Here is a 17,899-nt window from a genome sequence, read left to right as displayed (position 1 = left end):
ACCCGTTTCAGAATCCATCGAGAAGGTTCTCGATTGGACTTGTGTGAAACTTGCCTTTTGTGGAAAACTGGGGAAAATTAAGACAATCTTCTCTCTTCTGAGAATATCATCCTTGACACTGCACGGGGGAAATGTTCCCCATTTTGAATCTCTGGGGTATAGGAATGAATGCTAAAGGAATAAAAAAAGTAACCATCGTAGATGTAGCCAAAGAAGCAGGAGTTTCCATCTCCACCGTGAGTCGGGTACTCAATCAAAACACGCCAGTAGCAGAGGAAACCGCTCAGCGGGTATGGGAAGTGATTGAACGACTCCAGTTCAATCCTAATGCCGCCGCCCGCAAACTGGCAAGCAAACGTACCAACACGATTGGCTTGATTGTTCCCATGATTGGCGGGACATTCTTCCCGCTGATGTTCTCCGGGATTGAACGGGGCGTCAACGAAGAGGGCTTTGAATTGCTGGTCTATGTTTCCCCCTGTCATCCTGTACCTCACCGCCCACTCACCCCTCCGGTAGGGCCTCAAAATACTGACGGGTTGATTGTATTCACCGAAGGAATGTCCGATGAAGACCTGAGGGCTCTGCATGTTAAGGGTTTTCCCATCGTCCTGTTACATCGTACCTCCCCAAAAGACTGCGAAATTCCTTACGTGACTGTTGAAAACCGCCTCGGCACAGAAAAATTGATCGACCACCTTATCGAAGTGCATGGATATACCCGCATTGGTTTTCTCAGAGGTCCCGTAACAAATGAAGAGTCTCATGAACGCGAGCAGGGTTTTCGTGCTTCTCTCCAGAAACACGGCCTCCAACCAGATGAGGCGCTTTTTGGGATTGGGAACTTCCATCCTGAAACTGCGGCTGAGTCTGTGCGACAAATGCTGAGCAGTGGGAAGCGCCCACAAGCCATCTTTACCGGCGATGATGCCTCCGCCGCTGCGGTGATGAAAGCCCTGCTGGAAATGGGTGTTTCTATTCCCGATGAAATTGCTATTGTAGGGTTTGATGATGACTATCTTGCTCCTTATCTGCCTCTCCCTCTGACCACCGTCCATTCCCCCATTGAACAGGCAGGATACACAGCCGCTCAATTGCTGATTCAACAAATTCGCGGGGAAGCCGTACAATCACAGGTACTTCCAACCCATCTGGTGATTCGCCGTTCCTGTGGATGTATTACCTCGCATCCTTCCTAAACTCACCAAAGAAAGGACAGAATGATGAAAATTGCTGTTATTGGGGGCGGGTCCACGTACACCCCCGAATTAATTAAGGGTTTTCTGGAAGTGCAAGATTCGCTTGCTTTAGATGAACTCATGTTGATGGATATCCAGCCCCAACGTCTGGAAATTGTGGGGGATTTCTGTCAACGGATCGCCGAACATCAGGGCGCGCGTTTCAAGGTAACCCTCACCGACAGTCGCAAAGAAGCCATTCGCGGCTCCGCCTACGTCCTGACTCAATTCCGTGTGGGATACATCCCCGCCCGGCGGGAAGATGAATATCTGGGAAAACGATACGGGCTAATTGGACAGGAAACCACCGGCATCGGTGGAATGGCAAAAGCCCTGCGTACGATACCGGTTCTGCTCGATATTGCTCGAGAGATGCAGGAACTGGCACCCGAAGCCATGCTGGTCAATTTCACCAACCCATCCGGCCTGGTCACCGAGGCGCTGACACGTTACGCACCGGACATTCCAAGTGTGGGTTTATGTAATTCACCCATCACTACCAAGATGACCCTTCTGAACCGCTGGAACGCCCTCACGGGCGAGCAAGTCAGCCCGGAAGAGGTGATTCTGGACTCATTAGGATTGAATCATCTCACATGGTACCGGGGCTTAACCATTCGGGGGCAGGATCGCTGGGATGAGGTGTTACACTTTTATATCGAAGAACTGCGCAAGTCCGATCATCCAGAGTGGCCCCCCCAATTGATTGAGGCATTGGGGATGCTCCCCAACTATTACCTTCAATACTACTACAATACCCGCGCCATGCTTGCCGCGCAGGACAAATGGCCTCCCTCACGGGCTGAGCAAGTGCTGAAAATCGAAGCCCAATTGTTAGAAGAATACGCCAATCCCAACCTGGTCACCGTTCCGGAAGGATTGATGCAACGGGGGGGTGCCTACTATTCCACACTGGCAACACGAGTGATTCACGCCCACGCCTGTTCAACGGGCATGATTGAAACCGTGAATGTTCGCCAAAACGGCGCTGTAAAAGAATATCCAGCCGACTGGGTAATGGAACTGCCCTGCCGGATTGACGCCACGGGTATTCACCCGCTGCCCGCCCGTCCGTTGCCGGAGGCTTGTTATGGGCTGCTGGCACCGGTTAAAATGTACGAACTGCTGACCGTAGAAGCCGCGGTTCATGGAGACCGTAAGGCGCTGTACGAGGCTCTGCTGGTGCATCCTCTGGGACCCGATGTATCCATGATCCAAACCGTCATGGACGACCTTCTCCTCACCAACCGGGCTTACCTGCCCCAATTCTTCTCATAGAGAAACACCATGCCTGTTTACCTGGGAATTGATGTCGGTGGAACCAAAACCCATGCACTTCTGGCAGATGAACATGGCAACGTCCTGGGAATGGGATGCGCAGGTCCTGGCAACCATGAAGGGGTAGGATACGATGGGCTGACACGAGCCATGAAAGAAGCCCTTGAAGGTGCACTGACACAAAGCGGGGTAAAAAAGGAAGATATTGCTGGCGCAGGATTCGGCATTGCGGGTTATGACTTCCCCTCTGAACGCCAGCCCACCCTGGAAAGCATTGCTGCTCTCGGCTTGTCCTGTCCTGTAGAAGCCGTGAACGATGTGGTCATCGGGTTAATTGCTGGAACCAGTGAAGGCTGGGGAGTAGTGGTCGACGCAGGCACAGGCAATAATGTGCGTGCCCGTACCCGTGACGGGCGAGAGGGATGGGTAACCGGATGTGGTGGACTGTTTGGAGAATACGGCGGAGCAACCGATATCGTTTACCGTGCTGTTCAAGCCATCTCTCATCACTGGTCCACCAGAGGTCCCACTACGCGGCTATCCGAGGCTTTCATGCAAGCCTTTGATGCACCGGATTTGACAGCCCTAATTGAGGGCATCGCTCTGGAGAAGTATCCCCTCTCTGCTGAACTGGCGCGCCTGGTATTTGAGGTAGCCTATCAGGAAGATGAGGTTGCCAGGGAAGTCATTCAATGGACAGCACGAGAACTGGGTGAAACTACCAAAGCCGTGATTCGTCAGGTCAACTTGCAAGATGAAACCTTTGAAGTGGTCTTGATTGGCAGTGTTTTCAAAGGCGGTCCTCTTTTTACAGAACCCCTTATGCAGACCATACAGGAATTTGCCCCACGGGCAATGTTTCATGCCCTTCAAGCCCCGCCAGTAATCGGCGCTGTGCTTTTGGGGATGGAACAAGCAGGAGAAATGGCTTTTCCTGCAACCCGAAAACGTTTAGTTAAGTCTGCTTTTACATTTCTTAAGAATTCCTTAAACGCTGCCCCCTTCCCTTGCAGTTGACGCTTCTACTCTTTCACAGTATAAAGACAGTGAGTAACCCATCTATCACTTAAGGAGAGAGCATGAACCGAAAAACGATCCTGATTATTGTGGGAGTGCTGGCGGTGGTATGTCTGTGTATCGCAGGGGTAGGCATCATTGCCCTTAACCGCGCGGGGAAGTTGATCAGCGAATCTGCGTCAACCGACCCGGTAAAAATCGCCCAGACCGCCAGCCAGATTGCCGATTACACCCTGCCTCAGGGATACAAAGAAGCCTTCGCCATGAGTTTTTTGAACATCACCATGGCCGGGTTTACCAACGAAAGTCAAGGCATGACGATTTTCTTATTCCAAATGCCTGCCGAGGCAGGTCTTTCCTCTGAACAGATGAGAGAACAAATGCAGCAAGCCATTGAAGCCCAGACCGGCAAACGATACAATCTCGAGTATGTCGGCTCGGAAAACGTCACCATTCGCGGTCAAGCCACCGAATTGCTCACATATGAGGGAACCACTGACCAGGGAGAAGCAGTGCGCCAGATGATGGGGCTATTCGACGGAAAAAATGGCACTGCCTGGCTCATGATTATTGGAAAGCCCAATGCGTGGGACCAAGCAGGAGTGGATGCTTTTATTCGCTCTCTGCGCTAGAGGGAAATAGACATTATGGAAAAGTTCATTATTGACGGTGGAATTCCTCTCCATGGCGAGGTCACGCCGGGTGGAAACAAAAATGCTGCTCTGCCTTTGCTGGCTGCCTGTTTGTTAACTACCGAACCCGTCATCCTCCACAACGTTCCTTCGATTCTCGATGTGATCCACATGCGGCGGCTTTTGCAGAGTTTGGGGGTGGAATTTACCGAGTTGGATGCGCACACCTGGAAGATTCAAGCCAGAGAAGTGCGCCCTGCTGATCTTGACCCCGACCTGTGCCGGAAAATCCGCGCTTCCATTTTGCTCGCAGGTCCGATGACGGCTCGAACGGGAGAACTGCATCTGCCACCGCCGGGCGGAGATGTTATCGGCCGCCGCAGAGTGGACACCCACATGCTGGCGCTCACCCGCTTGGGAGCAGAAGTGAATTATGACCGCACTTTCCACTTTCGTGCCAGAGATGGGCTGAAAGGCGCCGACATTCTGCTCGACCAGGCAAGCGTCACTGGCACAGAAAATGCCATCATGGCAGCCGTGCTGGCAAAAGGACATACAGTCATCCGCAACGCCGCATCAGAACCCCACGTCCAGGAACTCTGTCATTTTCTGAATAAACTGGGGGCAAAAATTGAGAACATCGGCTCGAATACCCTGCATATTGAAGGAGTTCCTTCTTTGAGTGGGGGAGAGTTCACCATTGGTCCGGATTACCTGGAAGTTGTCAGTTTCATCGGTGCTGCCGTAGTCACGCATGGTTCGATTCGCATCCGCAACGCCGGCCCGGAGTACCTGGACATGATCCGGTACGTCATGGGGCGCATGGGTGTGGAATGGGAAGTGGAAGGACAGGATATTCTTGTTCCCGCCGAACAGCGCCTGGAAGTTGAACCCGATCTGGGGGGAGCCATCCCTGAAATCAGCGTCATGCCCTGGCCCGCTTTTCCCACTGATCTGATGAGTATTGCCATCGTCGTTGCCACGCAGGCGCGCGGTTCCATCCTGTTCCATGACTGGATGTATCCCAGCCGCATGTTCTTCACCGATAAACTGGTTGGTATGGGAGCGCAAATTGTCCTGTGCGACCCACATCGCTGTATTGTGCAGGGACCAAGCCAGTTATACGGAGAAAAAATGGAAAGCCCCGACATTCGCGCCGGGATGGCATTGCTGCTGGCGGCGCTCTCCGCTCAGGGGCGTTCTGTCATCCGCAACGTGGGGCAAATTGATCGCGGGTATGAGAAGGTAGATGTCAAATTAAAAGCCCTGGGCGCCTCGATTGAACGGCAAAGTGAGAATTAATGTTCTCAGGTCATGCAATAAAAAGCCCCTCGGTATGCGAGGGGCTTTTTGAGATTAATCACTGACTCGCGTCCACAGTTTGAAATCTTTCAAGATTGACCCCCCGATAAACTCTCTGAGAATTGAATTATCAGGTACATAGACCTCATCAATCGGCAAAAACCAATCCAGAAAGGCAAGCAAGCGTTTGGCTTCAATGTATTCCGGAGTGCCAAAAGGCACCTGGCGCAATAATGGTTCTACACGAGGTTTCAAAGCCGCTAACTCGTACACCAGCGCCGTGTTGAACATCACATCGGCATTTTCCTGATAGGGGAAGATGTGTCTTTTCTCCCCACGTCGAACCGATTCCCAGCGTCCGATGGTATCCTGTGCAGAATAACCGCGCTCCCGTTCATCCCGAACAATTCGGCGAAGCAAACGGGTATCGGTGGTAGAAATACGGTTATAGCGATCCAGGTTTAACTGAGTCAGGCAGGAAACGTAAACCCGGAAGGTCTGCTCAGAAGGAATCTCCGGCAACAGGCGCGGGTTCAAACCATGGATGCCTTCCAGGATCACCATTTGATCCTTGCGCAGTTTGACCACATCTCCAGGGTAACTGCGCCCTTCGCGGAAATCGAATTTAGGCAACTGAACTTCTTCCCCGGCAATCAGACGCTTCAAGTCCTGATTTAAACGGACAGTATCCAGGGCTTCCAACACCTCAAAGTCCAGATTACCATGTTCATCCCGGGGAGTTTTTTCGCGGTCCAGGAAGTAATTATCCATTTCGATTGGCACCGGTTCGATGCCCTGAGAAATCATCTGTACCGCTATACGCTTGGCAGTGGTTGTTTTTCCCGAAGAGGATGGACCTGCCAGCAACACAATCCGCACCTGATCCCGACGATTCAGGATTTGCTCGGCAATTTCGGCAACCTGATGCTCATGGAGTGCTTCGGCAACCAGAATCACATCCTGAATGCGCCCGGTTTTGATGACCTCATTTAAAGCTCCCACATGATCAATCCCCAAACGCTCCAGCCAAGAACCGTACTGACGGAAACTTTGCAGAAGTTTGGAATGTTCGGGCATGGGGAGCAGGACATCCGGCGAATGGCGACGCGGGAATTGCAAGACAAAGCCTCCCGGTTGGGCTTTCAGGTCAAACCACTGCAGGTATCCCGTAGAGGGTACCATGTAGCCGTGATGGTAATCCTTATGATGCCCCAAAGAGTAAAGCACCAGTTGATCTTTGGGGCGATATTTCAACAAACGCACTTTATCAGACTTGTTCTGTTGCTCAAACAGTTCAATGGCTTCCTGTTTGGAGATGACAAACCTCTCAAATCTCAAATCTTGTCTGACCAGTTCCTTCATGCGCTGTTTCAGGCGCTTCAATTCCTCCACTGTCAGCGGTTCACGCCCCCGCACCTGACAAAAGTACCCCCCGGAAACCACCGAGTGATCCACAGTGAGGTGAACATCCGGAAATTGTTCCTCAAAGGCGGTTTCCAGTAAAAATACCAGAGAACGCCGGTAAATTCTTGCACCATCGGTATCTTTCAGAGTAACAGGAGTCACATCTGATTCCCGCCAGATTTTAAAAGAGAGTTCTCGCAATTCTCGATTGACAATTGCCCCCACCACCAGCGGATCGCGCCAGTTCTCCAGCCTCTGCATGAACGCTTCCAGTTCTGTGCCTCGCTTCCCGGAAAGCACTCGGCCATCGGGCAAATGGATCAACACTTCATCAGAAGGTTCTACAAAGCGAATGTCATTGCTTTTATCGGTCATATCGCTACTCCCCTCTGCAGGAATGAAAACGGACATTTATTATAAACCTCTCGAGAAAAACAAAACAGCCCGAGGAAGCCTTTGCTTTCCTCGGGCTGCAGGAATTCAGAAAAGGCTTAGCGTTTTAACAGCAATTGCACCTGCGGGAAATCATCCGGCTTCAACTCATCTATTCGCGCTTTGCTGGAAGGATACTGCGAGAGCATCTCTTCCTGCGTGGGGGTAGCCCCGGAAGGCCAGGCTAAATCAATGATGCGGGTGTGATTGGTATCGTCTGGTGCGCCCCCAAAACGCCACTCAGCAGAACTCGCCTGCACGTCACGCACACGCCACACCCCCGTGCTGGGATAGCCTTCCTGACTGAGTACTGCCACAACGTATCCCCAGGTTGCCGGATCACCCTCACCAAAGACCTGACGCGGCACCCTCAAGGTGACCGTTTGGGCAACCGGGTCAACAATAATCTTGTAACTCGAATCCGGGACGGGTTTGGGTTCCAGAGTCTGAGAATCGGGGGCGAAAATTCCCGGTGTCCAGCCTTCTGCCCACACCACGTATTCCCAACCGTTCCCACTTGTCAGGGCAGCATTACGTCCGGGGAGTAAGAGCCGTGCTCCCGTGCCCTTTCCGGGATCCTTGTCCACATAAACATCCAGAGTTTGCAGAGAAAGATTCAATCCAGATCCCCAAGGGTTGGGAATAGCCCCGTAAAAAGCAAGTTTGAAGATGAGGTTCTTTTCATCTGCCGCCACACTGAAAGATTTCAGGTCGAACACCTGTGGCAGGAATACTCCATTGGTTGGGTAGGTGTACGTTCCAGGTCCATGGTCGTCCTTCTCAGGGTCTTGGACTTCGAAAATCACTTCAGCGGTGGAAATTTCCGGCACAATCAACTGAGCAGGGCCACCTAACGGCAACCGCTGATCAGCGGGTGAAGCCACAACGGCTATGCGCAACTCGTCCCCGGCTTCCAACTCTCCTAACTGCGTCAGCGGAATAGCCAACTCCACCACCTGTCCTGAGGCAACAGAGCCGACTTCGCTTTCATAATCCCAGCGGTTTGAACCCGCTTTATAGGATTTAAGCGCCTTGCCCCCTTCCCACTCAACCAGCCGATTAGCCAGCATGGGCAACAGGACTTTTTGTCCGTCCCCGGTCACGTGGGTAAATGCATAAGCACCTTGCAAACGAGGTGAAGAGAGGTACACCCCAATTCGCTCAACCGGTTGGGCTGAAGACACCAGATTGACTTTGACATACAGGTTTTGCTTGTCCAGCGCCAGGGCAAATCCCTGCATGGGAGATTGCCCATCAGCAGGGAAGGCCGCCGCTTTTACCCATTCATCAGCGCCTTCTCGACCATCAATAGCAGGGGAAGAAAGCCCGGCAAGTGGAGTAGCAGCAGATATGGGGTTAGGCTGGATGATAGGTACCTGAACAAATTCAGGCACTTCTTTGCCAATGGCTTTATACACTTCCGCAAGCAGGGCACGGTAGCCCACATCAAAGTAATCATCATTTCCAGAGTTCTGATCCGTACCATACCACCAGAACCAGTCCGAACCTTCAGCCAAGTACATGAAATCTTTGGCAGTGGCTAATTGGTCATCCGTCAATTTTCCACTGCGAATGGCACCATCCAGTGCCTGACGGGTACGGAGCAAATAATTCCAGGCTTCACGCTCTTCAGGTTCGCCAATCCAGGTATCAAAATTGGGGCTGAACCAGGCAGAAGGGAACAACTTATCCAATTTCTTCTGCTCGGGGAATTTCTCCAGATACTCCGAAGGTGTGATTGTTTGAATAGTCTTGCTCTCAGAGAGATTACGGTACAGAGCGTTTAGGAAGGCTTTGCCATCACGGTCGTAGTACTCCCAGGCATTTTCTCCGTCCAGAATCACACTCACAAGATGGGGTCCCTGCACTCCCTCTTTTTGCAGGCGCGCACGGATATTCTCCAGCCGGTTCATGAAGTCTTTTGCGGCGGCTTCGCCGTCCATACCAGAGTAGGTAAAGCCAATCTTATCAGAAATGACCAGATCGCGGAAAATGATGGCAACCGGGCCACCCTCGACTGGGCCGCCGGGTTTCCCCTGCACAATATAAGGGCGATAGAGCACATCAGCCTGCTGGACTGTCTCGGTAGAGTCGCGGGTGAAAGACTCCATGTCCAGCGATTTCGCCAGTACATACTCACCGGTTGCCATCCACTGGAAACCAGCATTGGCAACAAAGGGAACAATTTCCTGAGCCACAGCCCCCTCGCCGGGCCACATGCCACGCGGAGGTCTGCCAAAAGTCTGGGTATAGATTTCCACGGCTTTCTCAAGATGCGCCTGCACATCCTGCGGGTAGAAGAATCGCCCTTCAGGCAATTCCGCCGAGGAATTTCCTGCCAGCGCCAGATTGGTATCATAAATCAACGGCAGAATGGGATGGGCATAAGGGGTCGTGATGACCTCAATTTGACCGACATCCTGAAGTTCTTTATGCACGGGGATAACCTGCGCCATGATGCGCCGAATCTCAGCAAAGAGCACCTGTTTGTCTTCTTCGTTAAAGCCATGATCTTTTGCTACCAGGCTCTTGAGTGGCTCTTTTGCCAGTTCATCGGGATCAATCCAGGCAAGGTTGAACCAGATTTGCAGGTCACGGAAATCCTGCTCAGTGAAGGTCTCAATGGCTTTAGAAATGGCGACATCATCCGTACCGGCGCGCTTATCCAGCAGGGCTTTATAGCCCGGATAGACCTTGATGATATGGTCCCAGTTCGCATCAAAAAACCGCCGCAGGATGAAATCCTTCTCTTCGCTGGTCAGTTCAGCGGCAGGTTTTTCAGCAAGAACCCAGTAGCGATCTTTCGCGCCATTCTGCACAAAATCATTCAGCTGACGGATCAAAACCGGCGTCAGGTTAAAGGTAACTTTGACTGCCGGGTAATTCTTCAGCATTGCCGCCATATCGTAATAATCTTTGGTGGCATGAACGCGCACCCATGGACGGGTATAAATGCCGTTTTCGTCTTTGTAGTACAGCGGTTGATGTTGATGCCAGATCAATGCCAGGTAAAGCGGTTCTTCTTTCGCCTTCTCCTCAGTGGGCTGAGGAGCGCTTTCTGTAGGCGTTTGCACAGGGCTTTCCGTAGCCGTTGGCATCGATGTTGGGGTTACCTGACAGGCAGAAAGCAAAAAACTTACTATCAGAAAGATAGACATTATGCGAACGAACAGTTTCATCTCTTCTCCTCAGGATTTATCGGCAATTTGATGAAGAACAATCGAAAGGGCTTGAACAACAGCCCCAATCGCACAGGAATGGGGTCCCAGAAGAGCGGCTGTAATGCGCACATTCTTAGAGGCAACTGAAAGACTGCGCCGCTGAACCGTTAACCGCACCGGCTCAAGAAGCAAATCGCCAATTTGCCCCACACTGCCGCCTACGATCACCATACTGGGATTAAACAGGTTAATCACATTGGCAATTGCAGTACCTAAATGCATCCCTGCTTCAGCAGTGATGCGTTGCGCCAGATGGTCGCCGTGTCGTGCGGCATTCATGACATCCCCCACCCCTAGTTTATCTTGGTGCACCAGATCAGCGAGGATAGTACGTTGTCCCAACCGTACGGACTCTTTTACCTTCCGAATAATCGCATTGCCCCCCGCTATGGCTTCCAGACAACCGCGGTTTCCACAAGTACAGATGGGACCATTTTCATCAATGGTGATATGCCCGATTTCTCCGGCACATCCGGTTGCACCGCGGTAAATTTGCCCATCCAGCAACAGTCCTGCTCCAATCCCCGTTCCCACTTTGATATAGCACAAATAACGTTCGCCTCGTCCAGCGCCGTACGCCCACTCTCCTACCGCTCCCAGTTCAGCATCATTATTGAGCGAGACCGGTTTGCCCCACAATTCCTGAAGGTGATCGCGGATGGGATAACGGTCCCAACCAGGCATGATGGGCGGTCCGCTCACCATACCTTCTTTTGCCACAATGGGACCAGGCACCCCAACCCCAAACGCGGAAATTTCATTCACCGTCATGTGGGCTTCTGCCAGCAGTTGATCCACCAAACGGGCAACTTTATCCAGGCATACCACTGGGCCTTCATTGATATCCAGAGGGGCTTCGATTTCATGAATCTGCCTGCCCGAAAAGTCTGCCAGTAGAAGCATGACATGGGAAGCCCCCATATCAATCCCAACCACATGTCCCAGCATAGGGTTAATTTCCAGGACAATGGGTTTTCTTCCGCTGGGGTACGTTCCTTCAGACTCCCGAACCAGACCGATCTCAATCAGGTCGTCAATGATGGCACTGACTGCGGCGCGGGTTAATCCCATACGGCGCGCCAGTTCCACACGCGAGATGCCACCTGAACTGAAACGAATTAAATCAATGATGGCATGCTTGTTCAAATTCTTCAGGTTTTGGGTGGGAACGGACCAGAATGTTGTACTCACGCATTCATCTCCAGAGGGACATGTATAAATTATAACGCAAAGAATTTTTTTGAAAACTTAATTAACATAACCAAATGCGAAAAGAAAGCCTTCTTTACTTTCTCGGAATGTATACTCTTGTGTCGGCAAGAGTTTCAAAGACCTCATAATTGCGCTCAATCATCGCCAGCATGACCGGCGTCCAGCGCTCTTTGTAGACATCGAAAAACGGGAAGTAATGAATCAGTATCAAATCAAACTCCTTGTTGCGAATGCTTTCCGCCAAAGGGGTTTCATCCCAAATCCCGGCTTTTGCCAGTTGGGTTAATTCAAAGGGCTGAAGATAAAGAGGTCGGCGGTTCAGGGTAATCATTCCCATATATTCATCTGCTAACACGGGACCATCCACTGCCGAAACCAAAGCCTCCAGACGACGCAATTCATGGACACGCTTCATCCTTCCAGCCAGGTCCGAACCAAATTCGTCCAGGGAAATCCGAATCATCCCAACACCTTGAAACCCCAGGAAGACAAACAGAAGCACCTGTGCCCATGCCAGATGGGGATTCTGACGAATTTTTGCCAGTACGCTGCCCCCAGCCAGAGCAAGCGCTGCGCATAACTCCATAAAATAGTTCACGTTGGAGCCTATTTTGCCAATGGTCAGGGCAGAGAGCGAAGCCCCCACTAAAAATGGTGCAGTCAAACGCCATGACCGGGATCGCAAAGGATGTTGCAGGAATGAGATTGCTCCCAGCACCAGCAAATAGCGCAGGACGTCCCACAGATGCGTCAAATTCCAGCGCAACCTTTCCCAACCAAATTCATTGACATTCGCCGTCACGATGTTGAAGAAAAAACCACCTTTTGTCATGACATTTAACACACCCGCAAGCAAGAGGGAGATTGCCCCTACACTCAAAACCAGACGCAAGGCTTTGGCTTTATCCTCAAATAACAACCATATAAAAGCCGCGAGGGGCGCCGCCAATGCATAGGATTGGCGGGTAAAGATTGCTGCCACCAGACAACACGCCCCACCCCAGAAAGAACGAGTGGATAATGGTACACGCGAAAGCAATTCCAACCCCGTGACAGCGAATGCCAGAGCAAGCAAGTCAATGCGTAAAAGCGCAGACCAGTGACTGACAAAGGGATTGGCGATGAAAAATAATCCGCCCGCCAGCGCTGCCCAGCGATCTCCACTGAGCCTGAAAACAATGCGGTAAATCATCCACGCCGTCCACCAGGCACACAAAGTTGAAATCAAGCGTCCAGCCCAGAAATTGGGTCCAAACAGGCTCACCCAGGGCGTTATGGCAAGAATGTACAGGGGAGGATAATTGGAAATGGTGTATGGCGGAGTCTCCAGATTGTTTCGATAAATATTGATTCCCTGTGACAAACGCATGGCTTGATCCACCAGTGGGGCTTCACCGTAATCAATTTGATAGCGATGCTGAATTGCCAGCACCTGAATCAACAGAGTAATCAACGCGCCGGCAAAAAACACCCCCATCATCCAGCGAGAGACCAGCGGAACAGCAATTTTCTCCAGGAAGGCGTTCACCTTCTGGAACCAGTTTACCCATGGATACACGACATGCCATATCCTTTCCAGAAACCGGCGAATCATTTCACCTCCGGGAACAATTCTGGAACTGCCCGACAAATTTCTCGATGGAGTCGCAAATTTTTCAGGAATGTGTGCCGATAGAGACTACCCTCCGGAATGAGTTCCCATTTTCTGCGCAATTCGCGGGCAGATTGATACAGCATTTCTTTTCCTTCATCCTGTCGTCCATTTGCAATCAATGCCTGGGCATATCTCAACAGAATTTCTTCGGAATACACTTCAATAATCTGGACAAATCCGTATTCCTGATAGATTTGATACGCCTCCCGGGCAAATTCCAGGGCTTGTGTGCGATATTCCTGCATTGTCTTCCTGGGACTCCGAATCAACTTGGAGAGACGCAAACAAGCATGCGCCGCCTTACAGCAAGCCGCCATCCAGTACTGACGGGAAAGGAAGCCTCTTCCATAAAGTCCACGGATTTCCTCAACCAGTTCAAGGACTTTCTCAAAATCTTCCTGTCCGCCACTGACCTCGAGGATATGAATTTGAACCAGCAGATATCCCGCCCTTGCCAGCAGATACAGCGCATTCTGGCTCAAGGGCTCGGCTTTTCTCAAATAGTGCCATGCCTGAGGAAGATTGCCCATTTGTGCATGCAGTTGTGCCAATCTGAGCAGGGGATAAAGTTTCTGGCTGTACTTTTCGGTGCGAATAAAGGCTTCTTCAGATTTTTTCAAAGCCGGCTCGAGGTCGCCCAAATACAACCCCTGCACCTGCCCGTAAAACATCAACACCATGCCTTCTTCCAGGCGATCGCCAATTTCGCGGGCAAATTCCAGGCGCTTCTGGACGTATTCTTCTAGCATACGTACGTAATCGCCCTGGCGTTCCAGTTCTCCGCACAGTGCGCTGTACAACCGCGAAAGGATTTTGCGGTTCTGGACACGGTCTTTTAACGCCAGGGCTTGTTGAAGATACCGTCGCGCCTCGGCTACATTTTCCATCCCGTAAGCATTGGAGATTTCGATGAGCAAAGTCATCTCCGTTTCCACATCACCCAAGGAACGCGCCAGTTCCAGCCCACGTTGAGCGCTTTCAAAGGCTTGCAAATCACCAATCCTCATCAGCAAGCGGGTACGCTCCATCAGGGCTTTCAGTTCACGATGCACATCTCCAATGCTTTGGGCAATCCACAAAGCCTGTCCCACCATATCCAGGGCTGTATTGACCATTTCGCGGTTATCTGCAATGACCACCTCGGGTTGGAGCAACAAAGCATCCACTTTCCAGGCTGGTTGATCTTCCATTTGCTGAGCCAGGGTAAGTAAAGCCCGAGCATCCTGGGCTGCCTTTTCGGGTTCATTCAAGCGGTAATAAAGTTTAATTCTGCCACTGTAAGCCTCAAAGCGCTGGTTCAGGATGCTGCGACTTTGAGCAATATCCGTTGTTTCTTTCTCAATCTGATCGAGCAGTTCCAGCACCCGCGAGTAGAGTTCTGTGGCTTCTTCCGGCGCTGAAAGTTCTTCCGCTTTCTGCGCCGCCCAGAGCGTGTAGAAGAGTTCCTGACGTTTAGCCCCCCCTTTGCGGTAATGATAGGCAATCAAAGCATGGAACTGGGAACGCGCTTCCAGGTCAACCATCTCTTCCAGTAATTGTGCCACCTGAATATGCAGGGCTTCTCTCTGACCAGTGAGTAAACTCTCATAAACCGTCTCATGGATGAGTTCGGTCTTAAAAGCATATTCCGTGCCAAGGTCTTTCTCCCAGCCTCGCTGCTCAATCAATTGAGCATCCTGAAGGACACGCAGGTGCTGGCGCACAGGAACGGTTTCTTCGACCAGCCCGCGCAGAAGATTGACCCAGAAAACGTACCCTATCACTGCTGCTTTTTGAAGAAGATCGCGTTCCACACTTTCCAGACGGTCAATTCTTGTCTGAATCAACCGCTGCATACTTTCGGTAAAATCAAGCGATTGCACGTCCTGATTTAAGCGCCACTCCCCTGTCGCCCCCTGGCGGATAAGGATTCGGCGTTCGATCAGGGAACGTAACATTTCAATCACATAACTGGGAATCCCTTCAGAATTTCGAACAATTTGATCCAATAACCGAACAGGTAAAACATCTTTACCCACCAGGGCTTCAATGAGGCGGGCAACATTTTCGGGAGACAGGGGTCCAAGTTCAACCCGTTCAACAGGCCCGGGGTCAAGGTCTTCCAGATGATCTATCAAATGGCAAATGGGGGACTGTTCAAGGCAAGGGCGAAACACCAGAATCCAGAGAATGGGCTGGCTGGCGGCAAGAGACAGACAGGCTTCCAGAATATCCACAGAGCCGAAATCAGACCATTCAAGGTCGGTCAAACTTACCACAAGCGGTTGCTGACGCGAGAGTGCTTCGAGCCATCCCCGTATGGAATGGGTGAACTGGAATCGTAAAGATTCGGCGTCCAGGTACTGAACGAAGTGCTCAAATTCCTCTTCCAGCGGTAGCGAAAGGATTCTTGCCAGATAGGGGTAATAACTCAAGAAATCTTCACCCCACAAGCGTTCACACTCGCGGCGGAGAAGAAGTAACGAATCTCCATCTTCTGTGCTGAATTTGGCCAGCCAGTTGCGCAATAATTCTATCCACAAAGAGTAGGGCCAATCGCGATCATAAATATGGGTGCGACTGGAAAGCCAGAGAACCGAGGAATGTTCGGTACCGGTTTCTGCGAGAAGCGCCTGCTCACGGATGGTGAGTTGACGCAGTTCGTTCACCAGCGCGTGCTTCCCAATTCCTACCTCGCCGGTTAGCAAAACCGTACCGCCCTGCCCTGCGCGCAGTCGATCCAGACAAGTCCGTAAACGTGCAAACTCGGTTTCTCTACCCACCAGTGGAGCCGTGGTACCAAAGACTTCCAGATCGGAGAGAAATTCTTCTGTTCCACGCGGGGATTCGGGACGATAAACACGTAACGGTTGGCTGATTCCCTTGACCTGTACTTCGCCCAAGGGGGTCCACACAAAGCGCTCTTCCGCCTGATGATAGGTACTTTCACTGACCAGCACTGTGCCGGGTTCTGCTAAACTTTCCAGACGCGCAGCCACGGCAATCGCAATGCCCATGGCGGTATCTTCACGGTGCTGTCCACTTTCACCGATACTGGCAACAATCACTTCGCCGGTATTAATGCCCACCCGCAAGCGAATGGCGCGAGCCGCTTCAGCAGGATAGGTTTCGGCAAACCGCTTGACCACCTGCTGCATCTCCAATCCCGCCATAACCGCACGTTCAGGGTCGTCCTCACGAGCAAAAGAAGCCCCAAAAAAGGCAACCAGACCATCTCCCCGGAACTGATCCACTTCTCCACCGAAGCGATAGATTTCCCCTTCCAGTTGGAGAAGTAATTTGTTCATCAGTTCGACCCAGGCTTCGTTACCGATTTCTTCCAGTAATTGCGTTGAGCCGGTTACATCGGCAACAATGACCGTCACCACGCGGCGTTCCCCCTCCAGCGAGGGTCGAGTAGTCGGCTGAACCGTGTCAAAGAGGGTATGACGTACCGGTTCCCCCCCTCCCTGCTCCGGGGTTGGTGCAAGTGGAACACCACACATCCCGCAGAAGCGAAAATCCAGCGGGTTGGAGAATCCGCATTTTGGACATACGCGGGCGATTTCTGTCCCGCACATGCCGCAAAAGCGCATTCCCGGAGGGGATTGGAAACCACAGTTAGGGCAAATCATCTCACTTAAAAAGGGCGCTTCTGATTTCCAAAAGCGCCCTCCAGTCCCTGTTTTCCCAGATGATTACATCACAGCGAGTCGAGGGCAATGCGGAAGCGCTTCGCCATCTCCTCAAGGATGACAATTGCCATCTCAGCATCATCCCGCAGGACCGCAAGAAAATCCCAGCGTGGTAAAACCAGGCAGACGGTCGGCTCCACTGCTACAGCCGTGGCGGTACGAGGGCCATCGTCCAGGAGCGCCATCTCGCCAAAAAAATCACCAGGTCCCAGGGTATTCACCACCGCCGAGGTACCATCCGAGCGCATACGCTGGATTTCGACTTTGCCTTTATACACCACAAAGAAACCTTCCCCGCCTTTTCCCTGAGTAAGAATCGCTGTACCGGCGGCATAATCGCGCTCCAACGTACGCTTGGCAAGCACTTCCAGTTGACGTTTATTCAACGAGCGAAACAGCGGTACTCGTGAATAAAAATTGATGATTTCCTCAATTGCAGCCATATTGAACTCCTTGGTTAGCAGCCAATTCCCTGTATGATTGTAGCCTATACTGTAAAATACAGGACCAAAATCAACAGTTCGATTGCCGCACCCCACGCAAACAGGTTCCAACCTTCACCGAGGCTTTTCTTCCTGAACTGAGTTTCTGCTGCGAAGACCACATAAGCCAGCCATGTACCCGCTGCAAAAAACGCTACCCAGTTTCCCAGGGCTGTCCCCACAGCCGTCTCATTAGAAAAACGGGCAAAAATGCGCAAGGTAGTCTGACGGACAAGGAAAATTTCTACCAGCCCCAGAGCCGCCGTTGCCAGCCAGACCAGAAAAGCCAGCAGACTGAGCAGAACAGATCTCACCATCTTCCAGCCGGTCAAAGGCGATTCATTCATTGGCTC

Annotated in this window: 12 protein-coding genes; 5 read left to right on the top strand and 7 right to left on the bottom strand. The window is 51.6% G+C overall.

What is annotated here, in order from left to right:
• Window positions 1-164 precede the first annotated feature (164 nt).
• The 5 genes from ANT_RS05550 (at window position 165) to murA (ending at window position 5,467) form a co-directional block, all read left to right on the top strand.
• Entirely contained in the window at window positions 165-1,199 is a 1,035-nt protein-coding gene (locus ANT_RS05550) for a LacI family DNA-binding transcriptional regulator (protein WP_013559533.1), read from the top strand.
• A gap of 21 nt (window positions 1,200-1,220) precedes the next feature.
• Window positions 1,221-2,516, top strand: coding sequence for a 6-phospho-beta-glucosidase (locus ANT_RS05545; protein WP_013559532.1), 1,296 nt, complete (start codon window positions 1,221-1,223; stop codon window positions 2,514-2,516).
• A 9-nt stretch (window positions 2,517-2,525) separates the two neighbouring features.
• The gene (locus tag ANT_RS05540) at window positions 2,526-3,533 is read left to right on the top strand and encodes an N-acetylglucosamine kinase (RefSeq protein ID WP_013559531.1); all 1,008 of its coding nucleotides are present in this window, start codon (window positions 2,526-2,528) and stop codon (window positions 3,531-3,533) included.
• A gap of 62 nt (window positions 3,534-3,595) precedes the next feature.
• Window positions 3,596-4,165: a hypothetical protein gene (locus ANT_RS05535; protein WP_013559530.1), complete on the top strand. Its 570-nt coding sequence runs from the start codon at window positions 3,596-3,598 to the stop codon at window positions 4,163-4,165.
• 15 nt (window positions 4,166-4,180) lie between these two features.
• Window positions 4,181-5,467 (top strand): UDP-N-acetylglucosamine 1-carboxyvinyltransferase, encoded by a 1,287-nt coding sequence (murA, locus tag ANT_RS05530; RefSeq protein ID WP_013559529.1) that lies wholly within the window; start codon window positions 4,181-4,183, stop codon window positions 5,465-5,467.
• Window positions 5,468-5,521: 54 nt separating this feature from the next.
• Here the strand turns inward: murA and ANT_RS05525 are convergent, their stop codons facing one another.
• From ANT_RS05525 to ANT_RS05495, 7 genes are all read right to left on the bottom strand, one after another.
• Entirely contained in the window at window positions 5,522-7,246 is a 1,725-nt protein-coding gene (locus ANT_RS05525; RefSeq protein WP_041454704.1) for a nucleoside kinase, read from the bottom strand.
• A gap of 116 nt (window positions 7,247-7,362) precedes the next feature.
• Complete coding sequence (locus ANT_RS05520; protein WP_013559527.1) at window positions 7,363-10,482, bottom strand: glucodextranase DOMON-like domain-containing protein; 3,120 nt, start codon at window positions 10,480-10,482, stop codon at window positions 7,363-7,365.
• A 9-nt stretch (window positions 10,483-10,491) separates the two neighbouring features.
• A complete protein-coding gene (locus tag ANT_RS05515; protein WP_013559526.1) occupies window positions 10,492-11,715 on the bottom strand; it encodes an ROK family transcriptional regulator in 1,224 nt (407 codons plus the stop codon).
• A 94-nt stretch (window positions 11,716-11,809) separates the two neighbouring features.
• Entirely contained in the window at window positions 11,810-13,330 is a 1,521-nt protein-coding gene (locus ANT_RS05510; RefSeq protein ID WP_013559525.1) for an ArnT family glycosyltransferase, read from the bottom strand.
• A complete protein-coding gene (locus ANT_RS05505) occupies window positions 13,327-17,004 on the bottom strand; it encodes an adenylate/guanylate cyclase domain-containing protein (RefSeq protein ID WP_013559524.1) in 3,678 nt (1,225 codons plus the stop codon). The genes ANT_RS05510 and ANT_RS05505 overlap by 4 nt, the downstream gene beginning before the upstream one ends.
• A gap of 68 nt (window positions 17,005-17,072) precedes the next feature.
• Window positions 17,073-17,507 carry a cyclic nucleotide-binding domain-containing protein gene (locus ANT_RS05500; protein ID WP_013559523.1) on the bottom strand — a complete coding sequence of 145 codons (435 nt, stop codon included), beginning with the start codon at window positions 17,505-17,507 and terminating at the stop codon, window positions 17,073-17,075.
• A 44-nt stretch (window positions 17,508-17,551) separates the two neighbouring features.
• Window positions 17,552-17,893 carry a hypothetical protein gene (locus tag ANT_RS05495; protein ID WP_013559522.1) on the bottom strand — a complete coding sequence of 114 codons (342 nt, stop codon included), beginning with the start codon at window positions 17,891-17,893 and terminating at the stop codon, window positions 17,552-17,554.
• Between the last annotated feature and the right edge of the window lie 6 nt (window positions 17,894-17,899).

This window comes from Anaerolinea thermophila UNI-1, from assembly GCF_000199675.1.
Taxonomy (GTDB): Bacteria; Chloroflexota; Anaerolineae; order Anaerolineales; family Anaerolineaceae; genus Anaerolinea; species Anaerolinea thermophila.
Note: the sequence above shows the minus strand (reverse complement) of the source record. Positions and strands in the feature narration are given on the sequence as shown.